This window comes from Chloroflexus islandicus, from assembly GCF_001650695.1.
GTDB lineage: Bacteria > Chloroflexota > Chloroflexia > Chloroflexales > Chloroflexaceae > Chloroflexus > Chloroflexus islandicus.
Genome location: NZ_LWQS01000042.1, coordinates 1 through 25465, shown reverse-complemented (window position 1 = coordinate 25465; position 25465 = coordinate 1). Strand labels below are relative to the sequence as shown.

General features: G+C 62.0%; 14 protein-coding genes. 6 read left to right on the top strand and 8 right to left on the bottom strand.

Going from position 1 to position 25465, the window contains the following annotated elements:
- Positions 1-94: 94 nt before the first annotated feature.
- The 3 genes from A6A03_RS06770 to A6A03_RS06760 form a co-directional block, all read right to left on the bottom strand.
- Positions 95-1390 (bottom strand): extracellular solute-binding protein, encoded by a 1296-nt coding sequence (locus A6A03_RS06770; protein ID WP_066785352.1) that lies wholly within the window; start codon positions 1388-1390, stop codon positions 95-97.
- 480 nt (positions 1391-1870) lie between these two features.
- Complete coding sequence (locus tag A6A03_RS06765; protein WP_066785347.1) at positions 1871-4555, bottom strand: flagellar filament outer layer protein FlaA; 2685 nt, start codon at positions 4553-4555, stop codon at positions 1871-1873.
- Between the two features lie 151 nt (positions 4556-4706).
- Positions 4707-6278: a zinc metalloprotease gene (locus tag A6A03_RS06760; protein ID WP_066785345.1), complete on the bottom strand. Its 1572-nt coding sequence runs from the start codon at positions 6276-6278 to the stop codon at positions 4707-4709.
- Between the two features lie 260 nt (positions 6279-6538).
- On the opposite strand from A6A03_RS06760, the gene A6A03_RS06755 reads away from it, so the two are divergent.
- Together A6A03_RS06755 and A6A03_RS06750 are read left to right on the top strand one after the other, a co-directional pair.
- Positions 6539-7633, top strand: coding sequence for an STAS domain-containing protein (locus tag A6A03_RS06755; protein WP_066785343.1), 1095 nt, complete (start codon positions 6539-6541; stop codon positions 7631-7633).
- Between the two features lie 96 nt (positions 7634-7729).
- On the top strand, positions 7730-8818 hold the full coding sequence (locus A6A03_RS06750; RefSeq protein ID WP_066785342.1) for an STAS domain-containing protein: 1089 nt from the start codon (positions 7730-7732) through the stop codon (positions 8816-8818).
- A 1360-nt stretch (positions 8819-10178) separates the two neighbouring features.
- Here the strand turns inward: A6A03_RS06750 and argG are convergent.
- On the bottom strand, positions 10179-11528 hold the full coding sequence (gene argG / locus A6A03_RS06745; protein ID WP_066785339.1) for an argininosuccinate synthase: 1350 nt from the start codon (positions 11526-11528) through the stop codon (positions 10179-10181).
- Positions 11529-11693: 165 nt separating this feature from the next.
- On the opposite strand from argG, the gene A6A03_RS06740 reads away from it, so the two are divergent.
- From A6A03_RS06740 to A6A03_RS06725, 4 genes are all read left to right on the top strand, one after another.
- The gene (locus tag A6A03_RS06740; RefSeq protein ID WP_066785336.1) at positions 11694-12860 is read left to right on the top strand and encodes an STAS domain-containing protein; all 1167 of its coding nucleotides are present in this window, start codon (positions 11694-11696) and stop codon (positions 12858-12860) included.
- 53 nt (positions 12861-12913) lie between these two features.
- Positions 12914-13693: an electron transfer flavoprotein subunit beta/FixA family protein gene (locus tag A6A03_RS06735; RefSeq protein ID WP_066785333.1), complete on the top strand. Its 780-nt coding sequence runs from the start codon at positions 12914-12916 to the stop codon at positions 13691-13693.
- Positions 13694-13712: 19 nt separating this feature from the next.
- Positions 13713-14690 carry an electron transfer flavoprotein subunit alpha/FixB family protein gene (locus A6A03_RS06730; protein ID WP_066785331.1) on the top strand — a complete coding sequence of 326 codons (978 nt, stop codon included), beginning with the start codon at positions 13713-13715 and terminating at the stop codon, positions 14688-14690.
- 539 nt (positions 14691-15229) lie between these two features.
- On the top strand, positions 15230-16483 hold the full coding sequence (locus tag A6A03_RS06725) for a PQQ-dependent sugar dehydrogenase (protein WP_066785329.1): 1254 nt from the start codon (positions 15230-15232) through the stop codon (positions 16481-16483).
- Positions 16484-16488: 5 nt separating this feature from the next.
- On the opposite strand, the gene A6A03_RS06720 is transcribed toward A6A03_RS06725, so the two are convergent.
- From A6A03_RS06720 to drmA, 4 genes are all read right to left on the bottom strand, one after another.
- On the bottom strand, positions 16489-17229 hold the full coding sequence (locus tag A6A03_RS06720; RefSeq protein WP_066785326.1) for an EI24 domain-containing protein: 741 nt from the start codon (positions 17227-17229) through the stop codon (positions 16489-16491).
- A gap of 740 nt (positions 17230-17969) precedes the next feature.
- Entirely contained in the window at positions 17970-18752 is a 783-nt protein-coding gene (drmC, locus tag A6A03_RS06715) for a DISARM system phospholipase D-like protein DrmC (protein WP_066785321.1), read from the bottom strand.
- Positions 18753-19011: 259 nt separating this feature from the next.
- Positions 19012-20802, bottom strand: coding sequence for a DUF1998 domain-containing protein (gene drmB / locus A6A03_RS06710; protein ID WP_066785318.1), 1791 nt, complete (start codon positions 20800-20802; stop codon positions 19012-19014).
- Positions 20803-21940: 1138 nt separating this feature from the next.
- Positions 21941-25309 carry a DISARM system helicase DrmA gene (gene drmA, locus A6A03_RS06705; protein WP_066785314.1) on the bottom strand — a complete coding sequence of 1123 codons (3369 nt, stop codon included), beginning with the start codon at positions 25307-25309 and terminating at the stop codon, positions 21941-21943.
- Positions 25310-25465 lie beyond the last annotated feature (156 nt).

Genomic DNA, 25465 nt, shown 5'->3' with positions numbered 1-25465 from the left:
CGAGTGAGCCGGACGACAAGGTCCGGCTCATATTCATCATCAACGTTGACGACGCAGCAGGGCAAGGCGTAAAGCTTGCCCTGCTGCCACCACCTTACTTCATCTGCATAATGGCCGCTTCGATCGCCTGCGCGGCGGCAGCCAGCGCATCAGCCGGCGACTGCGTGCCCGTCCAAATCGCGACGCTCGCATCACCCACCGGGCCCCACTGGGCCGAGGCAAACGGGGTATTCGCCATCGGCACGCCAGCATTCAACGCCGCGCCAAAGCCGGCCAGCGTCGGCAACGCCGCCACTTCCGGATTCTTCAACGCCGCAGTCGCCGCCGGCACCGTCTTGTTGGTCAGCGCCAGCTTGGCCTGCACCTCGGCGCTGGTGAAGTACTTCATAATGTCAAGCGCCACCTCGGCGTTGCCGCGCTCAACCGCATTGCGGGTCAACATGAGGGTCTTGATGCCGACGAAGGGCTTGCCCAGCGGCAGAATGCCGTAATCAACGCCGTCCTGCTCGATGCCGGCAATCGCCCACGGGCCGGTCCACCACATCGCCGCCTTGCCCTCGGCCAGCGCCGCCTTGCAGATGTCGTAGCTCTGCTCGCTGAACGAGACCTTGCTCATCTCGGCCAGCCACTCGCCACCCTTGATCATCTCAGGAGTGTTGACGTAGACATTTCCTTCGTCATCAACGTAGCTCGGCACGCCGTAGCCGAAATAGATCGGGGCAACGTGATAGGCATCGCTGCCGCCAAAGCCCTGATTGCAGACATACGTCTTGTCAGGATTGGCTGCACGGAAGTCCTTCGCCATCTGCAACAGCTCATCGAGGTTAGCCGGCAGCTTCATATCGCCGATCACCTTCTTGTTGTAGATCAGCGCGATGCCTTCCTGCGTCTCGGGCAAGGCCCAAATCTTGCCTTGCCAGATCACGCCGTTGACCGCCGCCGGCTCATAGGTGCTGCGCAGGAAGTCTTCGGTGATGCCGTAGTCGTTGAGGGCGACAATGTTGCCCACCAGCGCCTGCTGGCCGATCTGGTCGTTGGCCCACCCGATAATATCGGGGCCTTCACCAGCCGGGATAGCCACGTTGAGCGCGTTGCTCACATCTTCGGGCTTCGAGAGGTCAATCTTTACGTTCGGGTGGGAAGCCTCGTAGTCGCGGAACGCCTGCTCAATCGCAGTGAGGTACGCACCATCCCATTGGTGCCAGATGCGGATCGTCACTTGCTGGCCGGTCGGAGCAGCGGTCGGCTGGGCCGGAGCAGCGGTCGGCTGCTCGGCTGGCGCAGCGGTCGGCTGGGCCGGAGCAGCGGTCGGCTGGGCCGTTGGGCCGCCACCACACGCCGCAAGCATCATGGCCGCGGCAAGGAACATAGCGATCAAGGCACGCTTCATTGCATTCACGGTTGTACTCCTTAACTGTGTCTACGACGACGACAGCACTGTGAAGGGAAATTTGTGCTAACGGGCGAACAAATCCGGCAGTAACTGAGCGGTATGCGACAATTGAATGCGATCCACCTCCTTTCTACGCATTCAACAGGAGCGCATCACGCGCAGCCGGGAAGGAGAACAGGTATACATGGAGGCCGGCATTGCTTCTCGCCATTGTCAGGCAAGGGCCAACCAAAGGGCATTTGGGGATGTTTCCCTCCCCTGCGCTGGACGGCAATAGTTGTGCTAAACATTGTTTTATCTACAACCTTTTCAAGCACAACTATACCGCATTCCTGCGCCCCTGTCAAGTAGGCGCTAGTAATTATACCGCAGAATATCATAGCATGGCGGGGCAATGAGGGAACATTGCCCCGCCATGTGGCGGCCCGTAGGGGCATAGCAATGCTATGCCCGTAGAGTCATAGCGACGCTATGCCCCTACGGGCCATACCGCCAGCGCACATAGTGCTGCCCGACGTTGCCCATCTCGACCCGCCAATTCGGATCGTTGTCGGGGGTATAGGTCAGCACGCGCCGTTCAAAGGCCTGCATCAGCACATCTTTCTCAACGCCGCCGACGTTGACCCGCGCCCAGTAGGGTTCGCTGATCGGCAAGCCCATCACGAAGAGCCAGTCGATGATCTGGCGGTTCACATACCGGCCATTTTCGAGCACGACTCCCTGTTGGGCGAAGTAGTCGAGGAAGACTTGCGGGATGTTGTGGCCGAGGGTTGGTTCGTAGCGACCGATTCGCACGTCGTAGCGGGCCAGATCGGGTCGCTCAATCACTGTGCCATCGCGGTTGAGGAAGGCGGTCACCACTTGTCCGGTTTGATCCGGCGCGCGGTTTTGGTTGACCGGGAAGGCGACACTGCGCAGCGTGGCGTAGGTCGGTGCATTGGGGTTGACGGTAGCCGGATCGCCGGCCACCGCCTCGTTGGCCGGGGCACGATCTTCAAACTGGGCATCGCCAAGCTGCATCCGCCCGGTCAGCATCTCGACGACGAGCAAGCCATTGGTGACGTACCACTGGTTGCGCGGCGCATCTGGATTGTTGATCTCCATCCGGCTCTTGTCAAAATACTGCACCAAGCGGCTGCCGCCGGGGCTTTGCGCGTATGGTTCGCGCATCGCGCCGCTGATCGGTTGCGGCCCCCAAATCCACGAGCGCGGGCGCAAACCCGGTGCGCCGCCGGCCACCGGTTGGTCGGTGCGCTGCCAGACGTTGCGCATTGCATCGTCAGCAAAGGCGCCGTTGGCCGGCACGAAGCCGCCGCTCACTGGGGGTTGCGGTGGCGCAGGTGGTTGCGGCTGCGGCTGGGCCGCTCCCGGCTGATAGACGAGGTAGATCGGGCGTGGCCCGACATCAAGGGTCAAGATGCCTCCCGGTGCGGCTTGCCGGCGTTGCCCGCCGTCGCGATCAATGATCGTCACTTCGGCGTCGGCGCTAGGAATGCGCACCTGCCCGCCATCAACCGCCCAAATAACCTCAACCACGCCGCGATCGGCGGCGAAACGGGCAGCGTAGGCTTCCGGCCCGCTATAGCCGGTCAGATCGTCGAGGTAGATCACGCCTTCACCGGTGCGGCTGTCGGGATCGTCGTCAATCACGATTGCCTGCAACGTGATCTCGCCGTCGAGTTTGCCATCGACAAAGCGAATCCGGTTGCCCGGTTCGACAGGGCCATTCACCGCCGCCACCAGTTGTTGCCAGCCGGGAGGGCCGATCTTGCCGAGCCGGTATTGCAAGATTTCGCCTTGCGAATCGCGCAGTTGCACTTTGAGATCAAAGCTGCTGCCGTCGCCATACACCCAAAGCCCAATCTGGGTCGTGCCAGCAGGGAAGGTGATGGCTTCGCGCGGCGTGAAGCTGACGTAATCGTTGCCAGCAGTGGTGAAGCGGTAGCGCACCTCAGCCGCACCGCCGCCGTTGCGCACCTGTGCGCTGCTCTGGCCAATCGAGCCATTGCCGGTGGGGAAGGTTTGCCACGCAATCGCTCGCTCAAAGTCAAACGCGACTCGCGCTTCGCTCAACCGGCGCAAACCAAGCGGCTGCCGCCCGCCTACCTGCTGGTTGAGGGTGCGGAAAGCGTTGAAGGCTGGTTTGAATTGGCTGTAATCGGCTTGCCCGCTGCCGTAGCGCAAGAGGCCGTAGGCGTTAAACGGCGCGCCGTTGCGCAGTTGCATGTCCTTGAAGCGGTACATGATGATCCGCTCGACGCCGGCCTGCCGCAACAGCGCCATCGCCCGGATCAGATAGTTCGCTTGCGTTTCGACATCAAATGCCTGCTCGCCGGTGCGATCGGTCGGGCTGTCGGCCCATCCGAATTCAGTCACCCAAATCGGTTTGGGGCCGAGCCGGGCGGCCAGTGTCTGGATCGCGCCAATCCCGACCGTATCGATCGAACCGGCTTCCGGGCCAAGCGGATCGGTGTAGGGATGCAGCGCAATGATATCGAATGATCCCCACGCGCCGTTGTCGGCGATGGCTTGCAAGAACGAGCCGGCTGGTTCAGGCGAGACAATGCCGGCGGCTAGCACCGTCGCGCCCGGATCTGCGCCTTTGATCGCAGGATAGACCGCGCGCAACAGCGCAGCATACGCTGCCGGGTTGGGCGCTGGCCGCCAATACACCGCATTATCCGGTTCGTTCCACACTTGCCAATAACGCACGCGATCTTTGTAGCGGTTGACCACGGTTGCGGCAAACTTGGCGAAGAGTTGCGGATCAGGCGGGTAGAAACTGCCTTGCTCAGGCGGAATGTTGTCGTCAGCCGGATCGGGCGTACCCCAACCCACCGCCGGGTTGAGCAGGCCTACGATATTGATCCCGCGTTGCACCAATTCATTCACCGCCCGATCGGTGAACGTCCAATCAAATTGGCCGGGACGCGGTTCGATCCGGCCCCATTGGAACTCCTCGCGCACCCAGCCAAGACTGCTCTGGGCAATCACGTCGGCGGGCCGGTTCAGCGAATCGGGGAAGGGGTAGCTCGCAGCAATGTGGGTATTCGCACCAAAGACCGAGGGGTTCGCCGATTGTGCAACCGGCGCCACGGCGGGCCAGCCGGCCAGCAGCACTCCAACCAGCAGTAACAGGCTGAGATGGCGGGCATAACGCATACTGCATTCCTCTCCAAACTACAACAGGATCGATAAACGTAGTATACCGGTTTGGCCAGCCAAAAACGGTAACACTTTTTGCAAAATTTTGCGCCGGCCACATCCTGCGATGGGCCGGCGGTTGCATGCCAGCGTCGATTATCGATCCAAATTACCGCGATACAAGCGGGATCATCACGTGGTGTTGCGCCGGCGGCGTTTCAATTGGCACGGCATAGGCCAGCGACGGTAAACCGGCGCTATCGATAAACCGGACGTACATCGTGGTCGTCGCGAGCGGTACCGTAGCGAGCGACAGATCGTTATTCAGCGGTAACGTTATTTCAGGCGCGTAGGGCAAGCGGAGTGCATTGGTAAAGGCGCGATGGAGGCTCACCTCAACGGCGCGGGTCGCTTGTGGCGCTTGGGCGTGGATAATGAGGGTTTGGCCATTCAGACGCGCTGGTCCGGTGAGATGGTATTCTGGCGCCGGGCCAAGCCCGCTGACCGTCACGGTTTGCGTGATGATCGCAGAAGCATTGCCGGCCAGATTGAGTGCGCGAAACTCCACCACATACTCGCCATCATAGAGCGGCAGCTCGAACTGCGCCATCTCACGAACACTATTGTACGTCCCATCCACTGGCTCAACGAATTGCCAGTCGCTCTGATCCACGCGATACTCGATCGCGGTGATCGGATTAACGCTCACATCAGGTTGCACCGGCGAAGGATAGGGCAGATCGCGCGCCGCCAGCTCAACCAGCGGACGCTGGCCCGGCGCTTGCTGCACGGCAGCCAGTGTCAGCGACGGTGTCGTATCGAGCACATCAATGATCCCATCACTGTCACTATCGCGATAACCAAGCTGCGCCCGCGCCGAGGCGTCAACCGCGCCAGTGATGAAGCTGTTGATCAATTCCCGCATAATACTCGGCTCACTCGTGCCACAGTTGTTGAACATGCTGTTGGTCGTGGGGGCAAATAGATAGCCGCTGCGCTGATCACATCTAACTCCGGCGGCGCTGTATTGATCAAGCGCGCCGAAGAGATGGGCAAATTCGTGGGCAATCACTGCCCGCAGCCACTGGGTGCTGTACGGGCCGCCGTCAGAGGTCATCACGCTAAAGGGGCCATTGAGATAGGCATACGCGAAGCGGCCATCGGCGAAGTAACCATCATCACGCGCGCTATTGACGATAAAGATCGTTGTCGCCCAATCAGCGCCACGCTGGTCGCGCAAGTCAAACGCCGCTTGGAAGGCTTGTTCAAAATAGTTGTTGCTAGTATAGCCCAACGCCCGCAAGACATCGCTAACCCAAAGGCCCTCTTGCGCCAAGCCGTAGCGAATCGGCTCGTAGCGGGTCGGCACAGTCTGCACCACTAGATCGAACTCGAGACGGGCAGCGGGCAACCGTTCACGCCACCAATCGAGGGCAGCGCGCATTTGGGCAGTCACCTGCTCGATCTGCTCTGTCGTCCAATCTTCGCTCGAAGGATCAACCACGCCGTTGCTCTCAGGCAGCACTAACCGTACAGCAATGCGCCCTGCGAGGTATTGGCTCGGCAAACGCAGGTCTTGTTCGCTATCGACGGCAAACGCGAGTGATGCCGGCGTAGGGGCAATCAGTACGTCATCAACCGGCAGCGGCAGGTTCGGTTCCCCTTGAGGGGCGGCGTGGAGGGTGGGGATAGGCGCGATGACCAAGCAAAGCAGCAGGCTGAGCAGAAGGTTGGTACGCATAGCGGCCTCGCTCGGCTAGAATGAGAGTGAGTGGCAAAGCCGTTTCTTGATGTCACTGTACCGTGCCTAGGCGCAGATGCCGAGGGGCGAAAGAGACCCGTCGTTGCTCTACAGGAAGGGGCATACGGTAACGACAGGAGATAGGAGCAGCGTACTAATCGATAACGGCAGCGGCATTGGAGAGCGTTGCAGCAACTGAGCGACGCTGTACAATACAGTTGGGATACAGGTTACGCAGCTCTATCCACGGAGGAGGCAGGATGCGATCGTTACTCCCGTGGTTGATGCAGATCCAGCACGGCAACGAAGATGTTGTCCGGCGCGGGCGGGTGATCGTGGTATTAGCGTTGTTTGCCAATGCCATGGCGATCATCGCCATTCCATTAGTGCTGTTCGCAACGCCGCAAACCGCATTTGCGCTTATCGCGGTCAATCTGCTCGGGCTAGTGGTCTACACGGCGGTGATAATTCTTGCCCGGAAAGGGTTGGTAGCGGTAAGCGGGGTTGCCTTTGTCACCACCATTTCGTTGCTCACGCTGATGGCTACGTTTGGCTTTGCAAACGATAACGCTACCTCGTATAGTTCGCCCTTCTTTCTAGCCTTTCCCATCATCATTGCTGGGATGGTGCTGAAACCGGCCTTGGTGTGGCTAGTATTCCTGTTCAATCTGGCCGGTCTGTTCATTGCATGGCGGCTTACCGGCATTCCGCTGTTTGCCAGCCCCTTAGAGATCTCGCTCCAGAGTGCTGCGATCCTGTTGTTGTTTGGTACGGCTCTCTTTACCTTTGTGGGCGGATCCATTACTGCGCGGGCGTTGCGCGAAACGCGCCGGTTACGCGAAGAAGCCAATCGGAACGCCTTCCGATTTACAGCGCTCAATGCCGGGTTAGAAATAGAAATCGCGGAGCGCACGGCAGCATTGCAAACGACATTGCGCGATCTCGAACAGCGCACGGCGGCCCAAGCCCGCTTGCTGGCCGAGAATGAGCAGCAGCGGCAGGTCATCCGCGAGCTAAGCGTGCCGGTCTTGCCGGTGCGCGCTAACACTTTGGTGATGCCGCTGATTGGCCCGCTCGATCCGGCGCGCCTCGCTGATCTGCAACAACAGGCGCTCGGCCAGCTTGCCCAGACTGGCGCACGTGATCTGCTGCTCGATATCACCGGCGTGCCGGCCATCGATCCGCAGGTCGCGCAAGGCTTGCTGCAACTGGTTGCTGCTGCCCGGCTCATGGGAACACGGGTAACGCTGGCCGGAGTCAGGCCGGAAGTGGCGCAACGCTTGGTGAGTCTCGGCATTGACCTCCAAGAGGTGCGCACCGCGAGCACCCTGCAGGTGGCGTTAGCCCAACGGTAAGTGGCTCAGGAACCATACGGCACGTAACAGAGCGACACCAAAAAAGGTATAATTGGGGTTACAGACCGATCCTTGCACACGCTTGCAGGAGAAGTTATGCAATCCTTCTTTGCGTGGCTAACCCAGATTCAAAGCACGAATGAAGACGATCTGCGCCGCGGGCGTACCACGATCATCGTGGCACTGGTGATGATTGGGTTAGCAGTACTCGCCATCCCGATCAGCTTGCTTAGCGATACTGCGCTCAGTGGGGTTGCCATTATTACGATCGGCATTACTGCCTATCTTGTGACTATCACCGTCACCCGGTTGGGCCGGGTCAATCTCGGCGGTTTCATTCTGATCACCTTTATCATCCTGCCCATTTTAGCCCCGATCATCATTGCAGCCTCGCCAACCAGCCCGCTCACCTCACCGTTTTACCTGATCCTTGCCTTGCTCGTCGCCGGCTTGACCCTGCGCCCAGCACTGATATGGGTCGTCTTAGCGATCAATGTCGTGGGATTGTTTATTGCGTGGAATATTGCCGGGGTACCGCTATTCGCCAATGCAATTGAAACCTCGCTGGAAGCGGCGGCGATCTTTTTGCAAATCGGCGCCGCACTCTTCACCTTTGTCGGCGGGAAAATTACCGATGGCGCTCTGCAAGAAGCGCGGCGGCTGCGCGAGGATGCCCGGCAGAGTGCAGCTCGGTTAGCAGAATTGAATGCTAGTTTGGAAACGCAAGTTGCGCAGCGCACGGCGGCATTGCAAACAGCGTTGCGCGATCTCGAGCTGCGCGCAGCGGAACAGGCCCGCCTGCTGGCTGAGAATGAACAGCAGCGGCAGGCCATCCGCGAGCTGAGTGTGCCGGTCTTGCCGGTGCGCGATACCACCTTGGTCATGCCGCTGATTGGCGCGATTGATAGCACTCGCTTGAGCGATATGCAGGAGCATGCGCTCGAACAGATTGAGCAGACTGGCGCGCGTGAGCTGTTGATCGATGTTACCGGCGTGCCGGTGATCGATACACAGGTGGCTAAAGGCCTGATTCAGCTTGTGGAAGCGGCGCGATTGATGGGGACGCGGGTGATGCTGGCTGGAATCCGGCCCGAGGTGGCGCAGACGCTGGTTTCGCTCGGTGTAGATTTGAGCAGTATCCGTACCTTTAGCACGTTGCAGGCGGCGTTGGCGCAGCGATCATAGCCACGAAGAGACACAAACCACACAAATTTTCTGAGATGATTGATCCGGCACCCGGCCCGGAAGGGCCGGGCTAGGGGTACGAAGCCCGCTGCGCGGGCTGATGCCCCCACCCCTTGCCCCTCCCCCGCTGGGGGAGGGGTGGCCCTCACCCCCAACCCCGCTCCCACGGGTGCGGGAGCGGGGAGCAGAGCGTGTGATCCGGCACCCGGCCCGGAAGGGCCGGGCTAGGGGTACAAAGCCCGCTGCGCGGGCTGATGCCCCCCACCCAGTCGGGACGTCCCAGACCTCAACGGTACAGCCGAGTTACAAAGCCCGCTGCGCGGGCTGATGCCCCCACCCCTTGCCACTCCCCCGCTGGGGGAGGGGTGGCCCTCACCCCCAACCCCGCTCCCACTGGCGCGGGAGCGGGAAGCTGCGATGTTCCGCTCCCGCCATGCCTCGCCCGCCCATTGCGCGGCTCCTCCTCGCCCGCCTAACGGCGGGCGAGGAGGCCGGGGGGGGAGGGAGTCATCACCAAGGCGCAGGAGAGCCGGACGGCTGTCCGGTTCCGCAAAGAACGCAAAGGATGCAAACGCAAAGGCGCGAAGGGCGCAAAGGGCGCAGAGGATTCACACGCAAAGACGCAAAGGAGGCAGAGAGTGCAAAGGTTTTTTTAATTGTTTGTGCCTTTTGTGTCTTTTCGTGGCTATTCTCCCGCTGCCTCCTCGGCGTTACAAACGTGCCCCCACTCCGTGCCCCTCCCCGCTGGGGGAGGGTTGGCCGCTCAGGCATATCATGCGCTGAAGGAGGAGATTGCGAGGGCGCTGCGCGCCCTCGCAATGACAAAAGATCGGCAGCGCCACACCCCGGTTGTCATTGCGAGCGGAGCGCAGCGAAGCGAAGCAATCCCCCGCGAGCACGCGAGCGGAACCTTTCCGCCGAAGGGGGAGCGTGCTGCGACCTCGGCGGTACATAGACCCTCACCCCCGTCCCCTCTCCCGCGTCGCGGGAGAGGGGCGCTGCTGCGTTCCGCTCAAGCAATGCCTCGCCCGTCCATCGCGCGGCTCCTCCTCTCCCGCCGTCAGGTGGGAGCGGGGGTCGGGGGGTGAGGGCTAGCGGCATCGCCACGAAAAGACACAAAACGCACAAAAACGTACGATTTTTGCGCCTTTTGCGTATCTTTGTGGCTATTCGGCTCCATGCCCCCACTCCGTGCCCCTCCCTCGCAGGGGGAGGGGTGATGGGAAGCGCAGCCCGGGGCTTTGCGGCATTGCCCAGCGACTAACGGTTGTACGCAACCATATGTTCTGTCCGCCCCGCTGCCTCCTTCTCCCACAGTGCGGGAGAAGGAGGCAAAGTACGTGTCTACCAAGCGCGCGCTTTACGCCGATGGCGCATCCTCGTCGCCGGACGGCGGGGCGAGCTGCGGCAACACCCCGCTATCGCCGAGCAAGCCGGTGCGCAGGTAGACCATCAGTTTCTTGCGCGTGTCGGCAATATCGTTGTTGCGCATGTGCAACTGGCCGATCCGATCTTGCGGGGTAAAGCTGGCTTCCCCCTTCTCCATCGTCAACCGGCTGGGATCGTAGGTCAAATTCGGCGAGCTAGTATCGAGGATCGAGTAGTCATTGCCGCGGCGCAGGCCAATTGTCACTTCGCCGGTGATCAAGCGGGCCACCCAGCGCTGCAACGACTCGCGGATCATCATCGCCTGCGGGTCAAACCAGCGCCCGGCGTAGAGCAAGCGGCCCAATTTGCGCCCGTACTCGCGGTACTGGTCGATGGTATCTTCGTTGTGAATGCCGGTCACCAACCGCTCGTAGGCGATGAAGAGCAACGCCATGCCCGGCGCTTCATAGATCCCGCGGCTCTTGGCCTCGATAATCCGATTCTCGATCTGATCGCTCATGCCCAACCCGTGCCGACCGCCGATCCGGTTGGCCTCGGCCATCAAGGCGACGTGATCGGGGAAGGTCACGCCGTTAATCGCCACCGGAAAGCCCTCTTCAAACGTGATCCGCACCTCTTCGTACTCGATCGGCACCTCAGGACGCCAGAAGGCGACTCCCATAATCGGGTTGACGATGGTAATATTGCGGTCGAGGAATTCGAGATCCTTGGCCTCGTGGGTCGCCCCCAGCATATTCGAGTCGGTCGAATAGGCCTTCTCTGCCGGCATACGGTACTCAAAACCGGCTTGGCTCAGGTAGGCCGACATCTCGGCCCGCCCGCCCAACTCGTCGATAAAGGCTTGGTCGAGCCATGGCTTATAGATGCGCAATTCAGGGTTGACGAGCAAGCCGTAGCGGTAAAACCGCTCAATATCATTGCCCTTGTAGGTGCTGCCATCACCCCAGATATTGACACCATCTTCGCGCATCGCCGCCACCAGCATGGTGCCAGTGACCGCACGGCCCAGCGGGGTCGTGTTAAAATAGGGTAGGCCAGCGGTGGAAATGTGGAACGCGCCACACTGGAGCGCGGCCAACCCCTCGGCCACCAACTGGTGGCGGCAATCGATCAGCCGTGCCGCCTCGGCGCCGTACATTAAGGCCCGGCGCGGAATATCTTCGTAGTCAGGCTCGTCAGGCTGGCCAAGATTAGCAGTGTAGGCGTAAGGGATCGCGCCTTTGGCGCGCATCCAGTGGATCGCGGCGCTGGTGTCGAGGCCGCCGGAAAAGGCGATGCCGATCTTCTCACCAACCGGCAGGTGTTGCAATATTTTGGCCATGGCGCTACTCGTTTCTGGTCTGCGAAATGACGTTCACTCATTCCGCCGTATTATAGCAGGGAAGTACACACCCTACGACGCTGCAACCAACCGCAGTAGAGATGGTACAATAATCGTGAAATATTGGTTAAACAACGACTGATTCATCATCAATCGAGTATTGCTATGGATCTACGCGCGCGCCTCATCCTCTCACTTTCACCGCTGCTGGTGGCGCTGGCGATTATTGGGGTGGTGGCTGTATACTCACAACAACGCATAGCGCAGGCCATTCATCGCGTTGATAACACTGCCCGTGACCTCGTCGAAGTGGCTCAGAGCGAATCGCTGATCCTACTTGAACACTATTATGTGCGCGAAATCATTGCCGGTCGCCAGGTTGATCGCAATGAGCTTGAGAAGATCCGCGCTGAAGCGCGCAACTTTTTCGCAGCGTATGGGCAGTTCGACGCGGGATACATTGAACTGGAATTGGTTGCCCGATTTGAAGCAATGGTCGCCCAACACGACGCTGCGCTCACCTTTCTTGACCGTGGCAATCAGGAAAAGGCGCGTGAACTGATCAGCTCAACTGACTATCACCGCAATCTGCGCGCGATTCATAATTTGTCGCTGGGCGCGCAGTTGGAATACGAGGCGGAATACCTGCGCCGAGTAGCCGAGCTGGAACGGATTGCGAATGAAGGGTTCTGGATTGCATCAGCAGTGGTTGGCGTGGCGGTATTGATTGCGCTGGCCTTTGCCGTATCGTTGATCTGGCAAGTCGGCAAGAGCGTCGATCAACTGACCGCTGATGCCGAACGCTTAGCGCATACTGACGAGCGCGGCCAGCTCAGCGCCGTTAGTTCGATCAACCAACTCCAACGGTTGCGCGATTCCTTCCAGTACCTCCTCGATACGAATCACGAACGCCAACAGCAACTCACTGCCGCAATAGAGGCTCAGCAAGCCCAGCTTGAGCGCGAAATGCAATTGCAGGCGACGATCCGGGCGCTCAGCCTGCCGGTAACGCCACTCGGCCCACAGACGATCTTTGTGCCGCTGGTCGGCCATCTTGACGCTGAACGCAGCAAACAGCTTGAGCAGACAGTCCTCAATGCAATCCAACAGCGGCGAGCGCGCACGGTGGTGATCGATATCAATGGTCTGGCGACGCTTGATGAGGACAGTATCGCGACACTGATCCGGGTTGGGCGCGGGACGCGTCTACTCGGCGCGCAAAGCATTCTGGTCGGCACCCGGCCTGAACAGGCGCTGCTCCTTGCCGATATCCCGTCTGATCTGTTCCGGTTTGCCCGCGATATTCCGGCTGCGTTGAGTCTCGCTGGCTAACACTCTGCTATAATGCAGTGCGTTACCGCCCATGGTACGAAGGAGGCCATAGCATGCACATCGTGGTGTGTCTCAAGCAGGTCCCCCGCGACAATTCGGTCAAGATCCGGCCTGATCTGACGATTGACGCCGAGGGGATTGAGAAGATCATTAACCTCTTTGATGAATACGCGCTCGAAGAGGGGATTCGCTGGAACGAGCAGCATGGCGGCAAGGTGACGGCGCTCTCGATCGGCACCTCTGAATGGGTTGAGCAGTTGCGGCGGGCGCTGGCGATGGGGGCGACCGATGCGCTGTTGCTGAGCGATCCGGCCTTTGCCCAGCTCGATACGATTGCCGCCGCACGGGTGGCCGCCGCCGCGATCCGCAAGCTCGGCGATGTGGATTTGGTGATTACCGGTCGCAATAGCACCGATGATGAGAGCGGCGCGTTTGCGCCGGCGCTGGCCCGCTTGCTCGGCTGGCCCCAGTTGACCTACGTCGGCAAGGTGCTCGAACTCCAGCCGGGTGGTACGGTCAAGGTCGAACGCCACCTCGAAAGCGTGATCGAAACGGTAGCATGCCGCTTGCCGGCAGTGATGTCGGTGATTAAGGATATTAACGAACCGCGTTACCCGTCGTTGCTCAAGATCAAGCGCGTGGCCAAGGTTGAGCCGCCGGTGTGGACGGCAGCCGATCTAGGGTTGAGCACCGCTGATCTGACTCCAGCCGCCCAACTAGCCGAGCGGGTGCCGCCGCCGCCACGCCCGAAGGGCGAGATGATCGATGGCCCCGACGCCGCCGCCAAGGTGCGCAAGCTGGTCGATAAGCTGCTGGAGTATCAGGTCATTTAAGCGCGGAAAGGAGCCGATCATGAGCAACGTGTTGGTTATTCTCGAAGCAGTCGGTGATGATCTGGCCGCCATTTCGCGCGAATTGCTCGGCAAAGGGCGGCAGTTAGCCGATGCGTTGGGCGGCTCGCTGGCGGCGCTGGCAATCGGCCCCACGACCGCGGTCGCGGCACGGGCCGGCCAGTTTGGCGCCGATCAGGTCTATACCGCCAATGCGCCGGCGCTGGCCCAGTACACCACCGATGGCTACGTCGCAGCAGCAATGGCAGCGGTGCAGGCGTGCAATCCGGCGCTGATTCTGGCCGGCACGAGCTTCCAGATGCGCGATTTCGGCGCGGCGCTGGCCACCGATCTCAATGCTGGGTTGGTCGTTGACGCGACCGATCTGCAGGTAGTAGATGGCGCGATCCGGGCCACCCGCCCATCGCACGGCGGCAATGTGATCAATACCTACCGGTTTGCCGCCGGCAAGCCGGTGGTGGCGCTGGTGCGCAAGCAGAGCTTCCCCGAAGCTGCGGCCCAGCCCGATCGCAGCGCGCCGGTGACGGAATTGGCGGTTGCGAACCTCACCCCGCGCACTGAGGTGCAGGCGGTAGCGCCGAAGGCCGGCGCGGTCAACCTGACCGATGCGGCGATTATCGTCACCGGTGGGCGCGGGTTGGGCAACAAAGACAACTACTACCGCCTGATCCCGCCGCTGGCCGAGGCGTTGGGGGGCGCGTATGGCGCCTCGCGTGCGATCGTGGACGATGGCTGGGTGCCGTATGAGCATCAGGTCGGCCAGACCGGCAAGACGGTCAGCCCCAAACTGTACATCGCCGCCGGCGTCAGCGGCGCGATCCAGCATCTGGCCGGCATGCGCACCAGCCGCACGATCGTGGCGATCAACAAAGACCCCGAAGCGCCGATCTTCCGCATTGCCACTCTCGGCGTGGTCGGTGATGTCAACGAGATTTTGCCGTTGCTGACCGCAGAGATCAAGGCGCGGTTGAACCGGTAACGAAGGGTGTCACCCTCTCCCCCAGCCCCTCCCCCGCTGGGGGAGGGGTGGACAGAACGCATAAGCGCAGATACGGTTGATGGGCGTTACGATGCGCCGGTTTGCCCCCACCCCGTGCCCCTCCCCCGCTGGGGGAGGGGTGGACAGAACGCATAAGCGCAGATACGGTTGATGGCGTTACGATGCGTCGGTTTGCCCCCACCCCGTGCCCCTCCCCCGCTGGGGGAGGGGTGGACAGATATGGAGTGCGGCAGTTTGACTGCCGCACTCCACAGCCGGCAAGCGGGGCGATGCTGTAAAGCCGCCAAGTAAGCAAAGACGCAGAGACTCTTAACGCAAAGGCGCGAAGGGCGCAGAGGGCGCAAAGGTTTTTTTATTTTTTGTGCCTTTTGCGGCTTTTCGTGGCGCCTCACCCGCTGGGGGAGGGGTGGCCTTTACCCCATGTCACCTAGGGCAAAACCGGGCAATGCGTTTGGCCATCGCGCTGGCTGATCTGGTATGATGAACGTACCGGATCATCAACCCAAGGTTGCACAGGTATGAAACGCTCATTGGCTGTCTTGCTGGTTGCGCTGGGATTGGCGCTCGTCGCCATCACACTTGCCCAACCCATTCAGTTGGTACACCTGCCTCTTATCACCCGCACACCGGCTATTCCGCCAGCCGACGCGATCAGCGCGCGGTTACAAGTCGCTGAAGGGTACACGGTACGGCTCTATGCGAGCGGGTTGAATCGCCCGCGCCTGATGGCTATCGGGCCTGATGGCGCGCTTTATGTCGCCGAGCGCAGCGCCAACCGGGTGGTGCGGCTGGCCGACGCCGATGTCGATGGAAGGGCGGACGGGATCACGCCGGTGGCCACGAATCTGCCCGGCGTGCATAGCCTTGAATGGCATAACGGCGATCTCTACGCCGCCGGCAATGCTACTGTGTGGCGGCTGCGCGACAGCAATAGCAACGGGGTGTTCGAGAGCGGTGAGATCACGGTCATCGTTGATGGCCTGCCCAACGATGGCGGCCACTCAACCCGCACGGCCCGCATCGGCCCGGACGGCATGCTCTACGTGGCGGTCGGCTCGAAGTGCAATATCACCGTCGGTTGCAGCGAAGGCGATCCGCGCCGGGCCGCTATTCTCCGCTATACCATCACTGGCGGCATCCCCGCCGATAATCCATTCGCCAGCGATCCCGATCCGCGCCGGCGCGCGGTGTGGGCCGAAGGCTTGCGCAACAGCGTTGATTTCATCTTTTTGCCCGACGGGAGGCTGTGGGCCACGCACAATGGCAGCGATGGCTTGGGCAACGATCTGCCGCCGGAAGAGGTGCTGATCGAGGTTGAGCGCGGTAAGCATTACGGCTGGCCCTACTGCTACACCGCCGAACTAGGGTCGGTGCCTGCCGGCGCGCAAGAGGTGCGTGACACGCGAGTGCCGCTCGATGCCACGTTCACCAGTTGCGCGCAAGCGACGCCGGCGCTGTTTACCGATCTAGCTCACTACGCGCCGTTAGGGCTTGACCGGCTGGCAAATGGCGATGTCTTGATCGCCTACCACGGCTCTTGGAATGCTGACGAAACGCCACGCGATTGCCGCGTGCAACGGATTCGCGTCACCAACGGCATGCCAGTCGCTAGCGAAGCCTTCCTCACCGGCTTTCGCGACAACCCGCAGCAAGAGTGCGGCGGGGCATGGGGCCGTCCGGCTGGCGTTACGATCGCCCCTGACGGAGTCATCTTTGTCTCAGACGATCGGAACGGCAATATCTACCGGATCGTGCCGGTTGGCATACCGTAGCGCGGTTAGGTGGCGCGTTCCGGCTCGGCCACATCGCAATAAAAGAGGGTGCCGGCAGTGATGCAGATCGGCACCGCCACCAAGTTGAAGAGCGGAACACTCACCAAGCCGAGGCAGATCAGGCCAAAACCGGCGCTAGCCGGCAAATGGCGGCGGATGAAGCCGAGCTTGGCGCGAAAACGCCAGCGCCGCCGTTCGAGCGGCGGATCGAAGAAGTCGAGGCAGGCGATCGTCGCGCCGAGCGCAATGCCGGCGATCGTCGCCAACACCGAACCGGCGCCGGGGATCAGGTTCAGCAAGAGCGAAGGTAAGCCAATAGCGAGCGTCAGCAACAACTTCTTTAGCTCAAACGAGAGGGCGCGGCCCAGATCACGGGCAATGTTAGCTGGGGTTGCCGGCGGCGCAGTAATGGCAACCCCGCGTAACCGTTCTTCGAGCAGCTCGGAAAGCCGGCTGTAGAACGGTGAACCGAGCACCACCCCGAACCGCACCAGCAGATACCCCAACCCAACAAAGAGCGCAACGATTAGTAAACCGCGCACCAGCCACTCGATCCACGCCGGCCAACCGGCCAGTAGCGCATCAATCGCTTGGAACCCGGCCAGCAACAAGGTAGTGTAGAGGACAAAGCCCACCAGCAGGTTTAATCCGATTGGAATGGCAATATAGCGCCAGAGCAGGGGTTGGCCGGCAATCAGCCGGATCGCGCGGAAGGGATAGCTGAAACCGTGCAGCAATGCGTGCATAGGGGGTGAAACTCTCTTTCTTCATTTGCCAAGTACCGCAGCGAGCGCAGGTTGCGAGAGACAACCCATGGTACCGCAGCGGGCACGGAGGTGAAAGGGAGATTTTTACCGCAGGGGTGGGATGTGTTTTTTACCGCAGCGGGCGCGGAGGACGCTGAGGGAGAGGCATGCTGTCATTGCGAGCGGAGGGGCAGCGCAACGCGCTGTCCCGCAGCGAAACCATCCCCCGCTGAGGTGCAACCCAATGGCGTGGAGGCGCCCCTGCCGCTGAAGTGGGAGATTGCTTCGCCGCGCGCAGCGCGGCTCGCAATGACAATAAGCAAGCGGGCGATGGTTCACCCTCACTCCCAACCCCTCTCCCACTGGCGCGGGAGAGGGGCGCTGCGCTGTTCCGCTGCCGTAGTGCCGTTGCCGCCGATCCGGCGGCTCCCCTTTCCAACCCTCTGCGGCTCTTCGCGCTCTCTGCGTCTTGGCGTGTAACCTCGCTGCGCCCCCGCTTGCCGGCTGTGGAGTGCGGCAGTTTGACTGCCGCACTCCATATCTGGCCGCCCCTCCCCCAGCGAGGGAGGGGTTGGGGGTGGGGGCATTGGGCCGAATAGCCACGAAAAGACACAAAAGGCACAAACAATAAAAAACCTTTGCGATCTTTGCGGAGCCGGACAGCCGTCCGGCTCTCCAGCGTCTTTGCGTGTGAACCCTCTGCGCCCTCTACGCAGCCGGACAGCCGTCCGGCTCTCCAGTTATTCCGGCAACACGTGCAGATACCCTTCATCGATCAGGCGCTTGAAATAGGCGACGACACTCAGCGCCATGCTGCGATCGCGCAGCAAGACGCCGATTTCGATGTTGCGTTCGCCGGCGGCTGCGGTGAGGTTGGCTGAGGTGATAAAGAGTCGTTCATCGTCAACGACGACGGCTTTGGCGTGGAGGACGGCGCGCTCGTTGGCATCGAGACTGAGCGAGCGGGGGTCGTAGTAGACGCGCGGCCGGCGGGTTCCCGGCCATGCTTTACGCCAGAAGTCAACGGCAAAGGCGCGCACCAGTGCGTCGCTGGCGGTGGTGTCTCCCCAGCGGCGCTGGATGTTTAAGAGCAGGGTGACGTTTAACTGTGGTTGCTGTTCCATACGCTGGGCGAGGGTGGCAAAGATGTTCGGCCCGTCGTAGTAGACGAAGCTGCTGAGCCAGACGCTGCGTTCGGCGTTGCCGAGCAGTTCGTTGTACACGATGTTGGTGTCGCGGGCGTAGATTCCCGGCACTTGCAGGCCGGACAGCACGAGGTCGGGTTTGTGCTGGCGAGCGGTGACGCGCTCGATGGCGCGGAGGGCGGCAGCGGCGGCGCGTGCGCTCATGCCGAGGTCGTGCAGTTCGTGGAGAGCGACGGCGAGGGCGGCGGCGTTGTCGAGGCGGCCAAGGGCGGCGCGCAGTTCGACTTCGCCGCTGGTGAGGTTGAGCTGGCCGTGTTCGAGCGCGGCGATGAGTCTGGCTCGTTTGTCGGCGGGTAGGTCGATCAGGATGTCGTTCATAGGCTTGACCAGTCATGAGACACGCGGAATAGCCACAAAGAGACGCAAAAGATGCAAAAATGTTCTATCTTTGGGTCTTTTGTATGGCTCCACCTCGCCCGCGGATTGTGGCCCCCACCTCGTGCCCCTCCCCCGCTGGGGGAGGGGTGGAAGGAATAGCCACAAAGCGACACAAGAGACGCAAAAATATTCTTTTTTGGGTCGTTTGTATGGCCCCCACCCCGTGCCCCTCCCCCGCTGGGGGAGGGGTTGTACGGAGTTACTCCACCGCGAAAAATGCGGCGTCTTCCAAGCCGACGACCGGCACCACCAGCGCCCGGTCGAGGTAGTCGTTGCGCATTTCACACGATGATTCGCCAACCAAGGCGCAGCCGTGGCACGCGGCGCCAAGCAGCCACCGCTCTTCAAAGGTGTCGCTGGGAGAGTGCTGGGCGCAGATTGGGTCGTTCGAGCAGAACATGCCGGTGCGCAGGGCGTAATCAAGGTGCTCTTCGAGCGAGCGAGCTTGTTGTACGAGCCCTCCCAGTGTGCCGCTGGCGTCGGGACTGCCGGTGTAGAGGAGGATGCCGTAGCGTTGCCCAGCAACGTCGGCATAGATCCGTTCACGGATGGCGCTCATCGGGTAGCCGCAGCGCAGCGCGAGCGATTGGATGAGCAGGTGCGAGAGGGTGTGCAGCAAGATGTACGGGCCGCCGGGGAAGGGACGTTTGCTGTGGCGGTGTACTTGCCATTGGGCATGGCCGCCGGCGAGCTCTTGCAAGCGGCGCTGCACATCGGGCCGTTCGAGCCAGCGCGCAACAGCGACGCTGTCGAGTTGGATGAAGATGCCTTCGCCGCGGTTTTCGACCGCCGGAAACCACTTCGGCTCGCGCGCCAACTGCGCCCGCTCGACCTCTTGCTCGTATTCGCCGTTGATGTCGGGCATGATGGCCTCGAAGCGGGTGAAGCCGATCAGCGCCAGCACTTCGCGCAAGCGGTGCAATTGGTAGACGGCGGCGATGCCGTCGCTGATCTTGCTCTTGCGCCAGACTCGATCGGGCAAGCGGCGAACGTGAAAGTCTTCGTTGATCGGCACGTCGTCGCCGTAGCCTTCCGGCGCGGCGAGGATGGCATCGAGTTCCACCAGTTTGGGCGGTTTTTCCGGCGAGCTCATGCCGCTCTGCTTGCGTTGGATAGCGGCGAAGATGTCTACATCGGTGAATGCCGCCAGTTTTTGGGCGACATCTGCCTTGCGTTTAACGAGGCGTAAGTCACCGATTTCTTCGACGATGTAGAGTTCGTTCCACAATTCCGCGACCACCGCGTCAATCCCTTGATCAGGTTCGGGGATCGAGAGCACGGCCAGCACTTGCGGGAAGTAGGCGTTCGAGGCGGTACGGATGAGGAGGCGCAGCGGTTCGCCGCACTCTTCGTTGCTGTCGAGGCCAAGCCATGGCCGCCTTCCGCTGCACCAACCGAGCGGGTGCGCTGCGCGGTTCCGCGCTTCAATCATCGAACGCTCGGCGCCGCATTCGCAGCGCACTTTGAGATCGCTGAGATCGCCGCTCGTGCCGTGTTCGTCGAGCCAGAGTTGTTGCCGGCAGTCGGTTTTGCCGCGATGGACGAATGTCCGCCAGTCGATGTCATCGACGTGGCCCCGGCTGCACGCGGCAATGAAGCGGGTGGCGACGACCGGTAGCTTGTTGTATCGATCGCGCTCAAGCGCCCGGCGTGGCACGAGTCGCCGCGAGCGGACGCGGCTGCTGCTTTGGTCGTTTTCTTGGACGACGAACCATTCCGGGAAGCGGTAGACGCCAACACCGAGCGGTTTGCCTCCCGGCGCGTCATCGGCTGCCGGCGGCGCGTAGAGGCGCGGGTGGCTGATGCCGGTGATGTGTTGGATGATGCGCGCGAGGCGCGGTTCGCTGATCTCTTCGAGGGCGCTGGTTGGCGGCCATGCGTCAAGGCCGCCGATGATGGCAGCGTGGCGCGGCAGGTCGAAGAGCGCCCCCGGCCCGTAGGTGGTGAGTAGTTGTCCGCGCCGTAGTTGTCCGTTTGCTTTGGTTGTCATAGGCGTTGTGGTTGGTTTGTGATATAAGAATAGCCACAAAGCGACACAAAATACGCAACATCTTCTCTTTTTGTGTCTTTTGCGCCTTTTGGTGGCTATTCTTCCTCAGCGATAAACCGGTAGCCCCCACCCTCGGCCTCTCCCCCGCTGTCATTGCGAGCGGAGGGGCAGCGCAGCGCGCTGTCCCGCAGCGAAGCAATCCCCCGCGAGCACGAACGGAACTCCGCTCAGGCATTGTTCTCGCTGACGCGGGAGATTGCTTCGCTCGGACGGCTCCCAGCCGCGCTGGGAGCCGCCACTCCCTCGCAATGACAATCGGCACGCGGGTTTCGTCACCCTAGCCTTGCCCTTCCGAGTCGGGTTCCGAATCCCATGCTCCTCTCGTCTTTGCCCCCCCTTCCCAACCCGCTGCGACCCTTCGCACCCTGCGCGTCTTGGCGTGTAAGGTCGCTGCGCCTTGGCGTGCGTTGCGTCTTTACCGCATCGCCCCCGCTTGCCGGCTGTGGAGTGCGGCAGTTTGACTGCCGCACTCCATATACGCAACATCTTCTCTTTTTGTGTCTTTTGCGCCTTTTGGTGGCTATTCTTCCTCAGCGATAAACCGGTAGCCCCCACCCTCGGCCTCTCCCCCGCTGTCATTGCGAGCGGAGGGGCAGCGCAGCGCGCTGTCCCGCAGCGAAGCAATCCCCAGCGAGCACGAACGGAACTCCGCTCAGGCAGCGTTCTCGCTGACGTGGGAGATTGCTTCGGTCGGGCGGCTCCCAGCCGCGCTGGAAGCCGCCACTCCCTCGCAATGACAATCGGCACGCTGGTTTCGTCACCCTAGCCTCGCCCTTCCGAGTCGGGTGCCGAATCCCATGTTCCTCTTGTCCTTGCCCCCTTCCCAACCCGCTGCGACCCTTCGCACCCTGCGCGTCTTGGCGTGTAAGGTCGCTGCGCCTTGCGTGCGTTGCGTCTTTACCGCATCGCCCCCGCTTGCCGGCTGTGGAGTGCGGCAGTTTGACTGCCGCACTCCATATACGCAACATCTTCTCTTTTTGTGTCTTTTGCGCCTTTTGGTGGCTATTCTTCCTCGGCGATAAACCGGTAGCCCCCACCCTCGGCCCCTCCCCCGCTGGGGGAGGGGAGTGATGCTTCCTCACCCCTCAACCGGTTGGTTGTTGAGGTCGCGCAGATAGAGGTTCACCTCCGGTTCGACATCGCGTAACGATCGCCCGATCCGGAACTTGCGCTGCTCGGCGAAGTCGAAGTCTTTGGCGAGCGGATCGCGCAAGAGCGGTTTGGCGGTGCGGCTGTCTTCAAACGGTTGGTATTGCACCGCAACGCCTTGGCTGGCGTACCCTTCAACGATCCGTTCCCACGCATCGAGCAGGTCGCCGATCCGTTGCTGTACCGAGAGCAGCCGCTCGTCGAGATCGTCGTGGTCGAGGTCTTGCTGGCGTAAGCGGGCATGGAAGATCTCGATTAGCCGCTGTTCGAGGCGCTGGCGTACCTGTTTGATCTGGGCGACGCCGCTCGGCGGGGTGAGCTTCGATTCGAGGTGACGGGCCAACGCGACCAGCGCCCCGGCGAAGCCGCGGTCGAGGGCGCGGGCGGCGAAGGGGGTGACGCTGCCAGCTTCGACTGCGCGGTAGAAGGTTTCATGGTAGTGGCGGAACCGTTCGTAGTGCGAGCGGTCGCGGGGCCGGTGGATGTTGAGCAGGGTGACGACGATCCCCGGTCGCTTGTCGTCGCGCCCGACCCGGCTGGTGGCCTGAATGTATTCGGCGGTGAGCATCGGTTGGCCGATGACGACCATTAACCCCAGCCGCGGAATGTCGAGGCCGACTGAGATCATGTTGGTGGCGAGAGCGCAGTCGATGCGCCCGTCAGGTTGGGCGAAAGAGAGACTGAGCTTGCGGCGCGCTTCAGCGACTTGGGCCGTGCTGACCCGCGAGGTGAGTTCGAGCACTTCGCTGAAGCGTTCGCGGTTGGCGAACAGACCGCGCGTTTCGCCAACCCGTTTGCGCTCGCCGTAGCCTTTGATGGTGCTCTGCACCTCTTCTTCCAAAATGCGCCGCGCGCCGCCGAGTTCGCGCAGGTTGTTGAAGTAGCCGAGCACGGTCATGTACGGGTCGGCGGGGTTGGCCGGGTTGCGATCGCCGCCTGCGTCGAGATAGGCCTGTTGCGCCGCTCCCATCAGCGCTAGCCACGCTTTGCGCATCATCACTTTGGGGCTGCGCCCTTGCGCGGCGATGCCGATGTATTGGCGGGCCGGCGTGATGCTGGCTGGGACGGTACGGGCAAAGAATGAGTCGCGCCGGTCGGGGCCGGGAGGCGGGAAGACGGCGGTCAGCGGGCGGCCAAAGAGGGCTTGGATCTGGTCTTGAGCCCGGCGGACGGTGGCGGTGGAGGCGATGATCTTGGGCCCGACTGGTATGCCGTTGACGTCGCGAGTGCAGAGCGCGTCAATGGCGGTTTCGTAGAGGCCGGCGAGCGTGCCGAGCGGGCCGGAAATCAGGTGCAGTTCGTCTTGGATGATCAGGTCGGGCGGCGCGAGCGGTTGGCGGAGCCGTTTGCCCCGCCCTAGCTCAGCCGGGCCGTAGAAGCCGTCGTTATCGTAACGCTCGGCGCCACCGAGCAAGACGCCGCTTGGCCCGACCCACGGCAGCGCGGCGAATTTATCGACAGTGGCGACCAGAAAGGCTGGCAAGCGCCGGTAGATCATCTCATCGACGGCGACGATGGGCAGCGCGTTGTCGCCGCTGAAGTCGCACTCAAAGTTTGGGCAGACGACGCGCAGCGCGCTCGGATTGTCGGCGTTGGGCACGAGGGTGAACGAGGACGGTGTGAAGCTCGTGCCGCACCATGGGCAGCTCTCAAGCGGGATGGGTGGTGAATTCCCGCGTGGATCGCTCTTGTACCGATTGAGCAGCGACCGCGCCGTGTCGTCGCGTTGGTCGCCTTTTTTGCCGAGGTGGTTTGGAGTCGCTCCTTTCCCCACCCACAACCCGATCTCGAAGGGCCACGGGCCGTACTGTGCCGGCGCTTGTTGCCGTTCGAGTTCGAGGGCGCAGATCATGCCGGTCGCGCGGGAGAGCTGGTCGAGGGTGAGCAGGCGCAGGGTGTAGCGCATGATGACGCTGACGCCGGCCCCGGCTAGGCCGCCGTCGCCGTGGTGGTGGAGGCGGCGGAGCACCAGCGTGAAGGCGGCGAGGCCGAGGTAGGCTTCGGTTTTGCCGCCGCCGGTGGGGAAGAAGAGCAGATCAACCACGCCGCGGTCGGGATCGGCGGGGTCGGCAATGCCCGGCAGGTTGAGCAAGATAAAGGCGAGCTGGAAGGGCCGCCAGCGCGGGAAGTCGATCTGGTTGCGCTGGCGGAGGGCGCGGGCCACGGCGCGATTGGCGACGCGAAAGGCATCGAGCGCCAGCGGCGATTGGGCCAAGAGGTCGATGCCGCGCGCGATCCGTTTGGCGGCGTTGCGGGCATGCCGCACTAAGGCCCGCGCCGTCTCGCCGCGCTTGCCGGCAAGAGAGGCGCTGCGCTGTTCCTGTTCATCCAGCCATTCGTGGTACGCCGTCACCAACGGGCGGAGGGCCTGTTCGGCAGCCGCGCCGTCAGCCAGCGCGCCGAGCGCGTCCATGCCCAGTTCCACATCCGGTACCGGCGCCGTCACCGTCTTCTCGACCGCAGCTTGCGGCAGCCACGCCGTGCGCACGACCGTGCATGCGCCATCAACCAATGCCCAATCAGCCGCCACCGCGTGGCCAACGGCGTATTCCGGCACATTGGCGTAATGCAGATCGGCCACCAGCTCATCCCACTCGGCGGCGCGCAGACCGCTCAGATTGGGGCGCGGCACAAACGGGCGCGCGCTGCGCACCTCGATCTCAGCCTGAAACGCATACATCTCGTCGAACGGTTCATAGTCAGCGGGCCGGTTGTTGATCAGGTAGATCGTCACCGAGCGCGTGCCGGCGGGCAGGGGTTGTTCCGGCCCCGGCAAGGCGATCGGGCGTTCGACCACTTGATACTGCAAGCCGCCGGAGTTGGGCACCATGCGGGCCGGCGTCCGCCCTCCCGCTAGCTTGACCGTGACCGTCTCAGCGCGCGGCTCGCGCTGCCATACCTGCTTCCCTTCCGCTTCCGGCGCAGCAACCAGCCGATAATCTCCCCAGCGGAAGGTGACGGCCAGCTCGCGGGTGGCGGCGTCAACCAGAAAGGTGAGGCCGATGGACGAAGGAAAGTTGCCTTTCCGCGCCGCCGGACGGTCATCGTTGGCTTCCGGCTCGACCCCGCTCGCAGCGGCAGCCACGGCGAAATCGTCGTCTTCGTCGGGATCGGCGGCGCGTTCGGCGGGAGTGCCCGACGGGATGAGGAAGCCAGTGAGGTACCACGTGGAGGGCCGGATGTCGGCGGGCAATTGTTCGCGTTCGAGCGGGTGGCCCGCCGGCGGCCCGACGAGGTCGAGTTGTAAGGCGGTGATGAGCCGTTCGCGTACGTCGAGTGAGGTGAGCGTGTTCGTCATAACCACCTGCATGATGTTTTGGGGGAATAGCCACAAAGAAACACAAAAGACACAAAATATAGTTGTGCAGAGTGCGCCCCTTGCTAGCGATTCATCCTATCTCGGTGTCCAGATATATTTTTTAATCTCAAACTTGGCCGCACCAAAATTGATCAG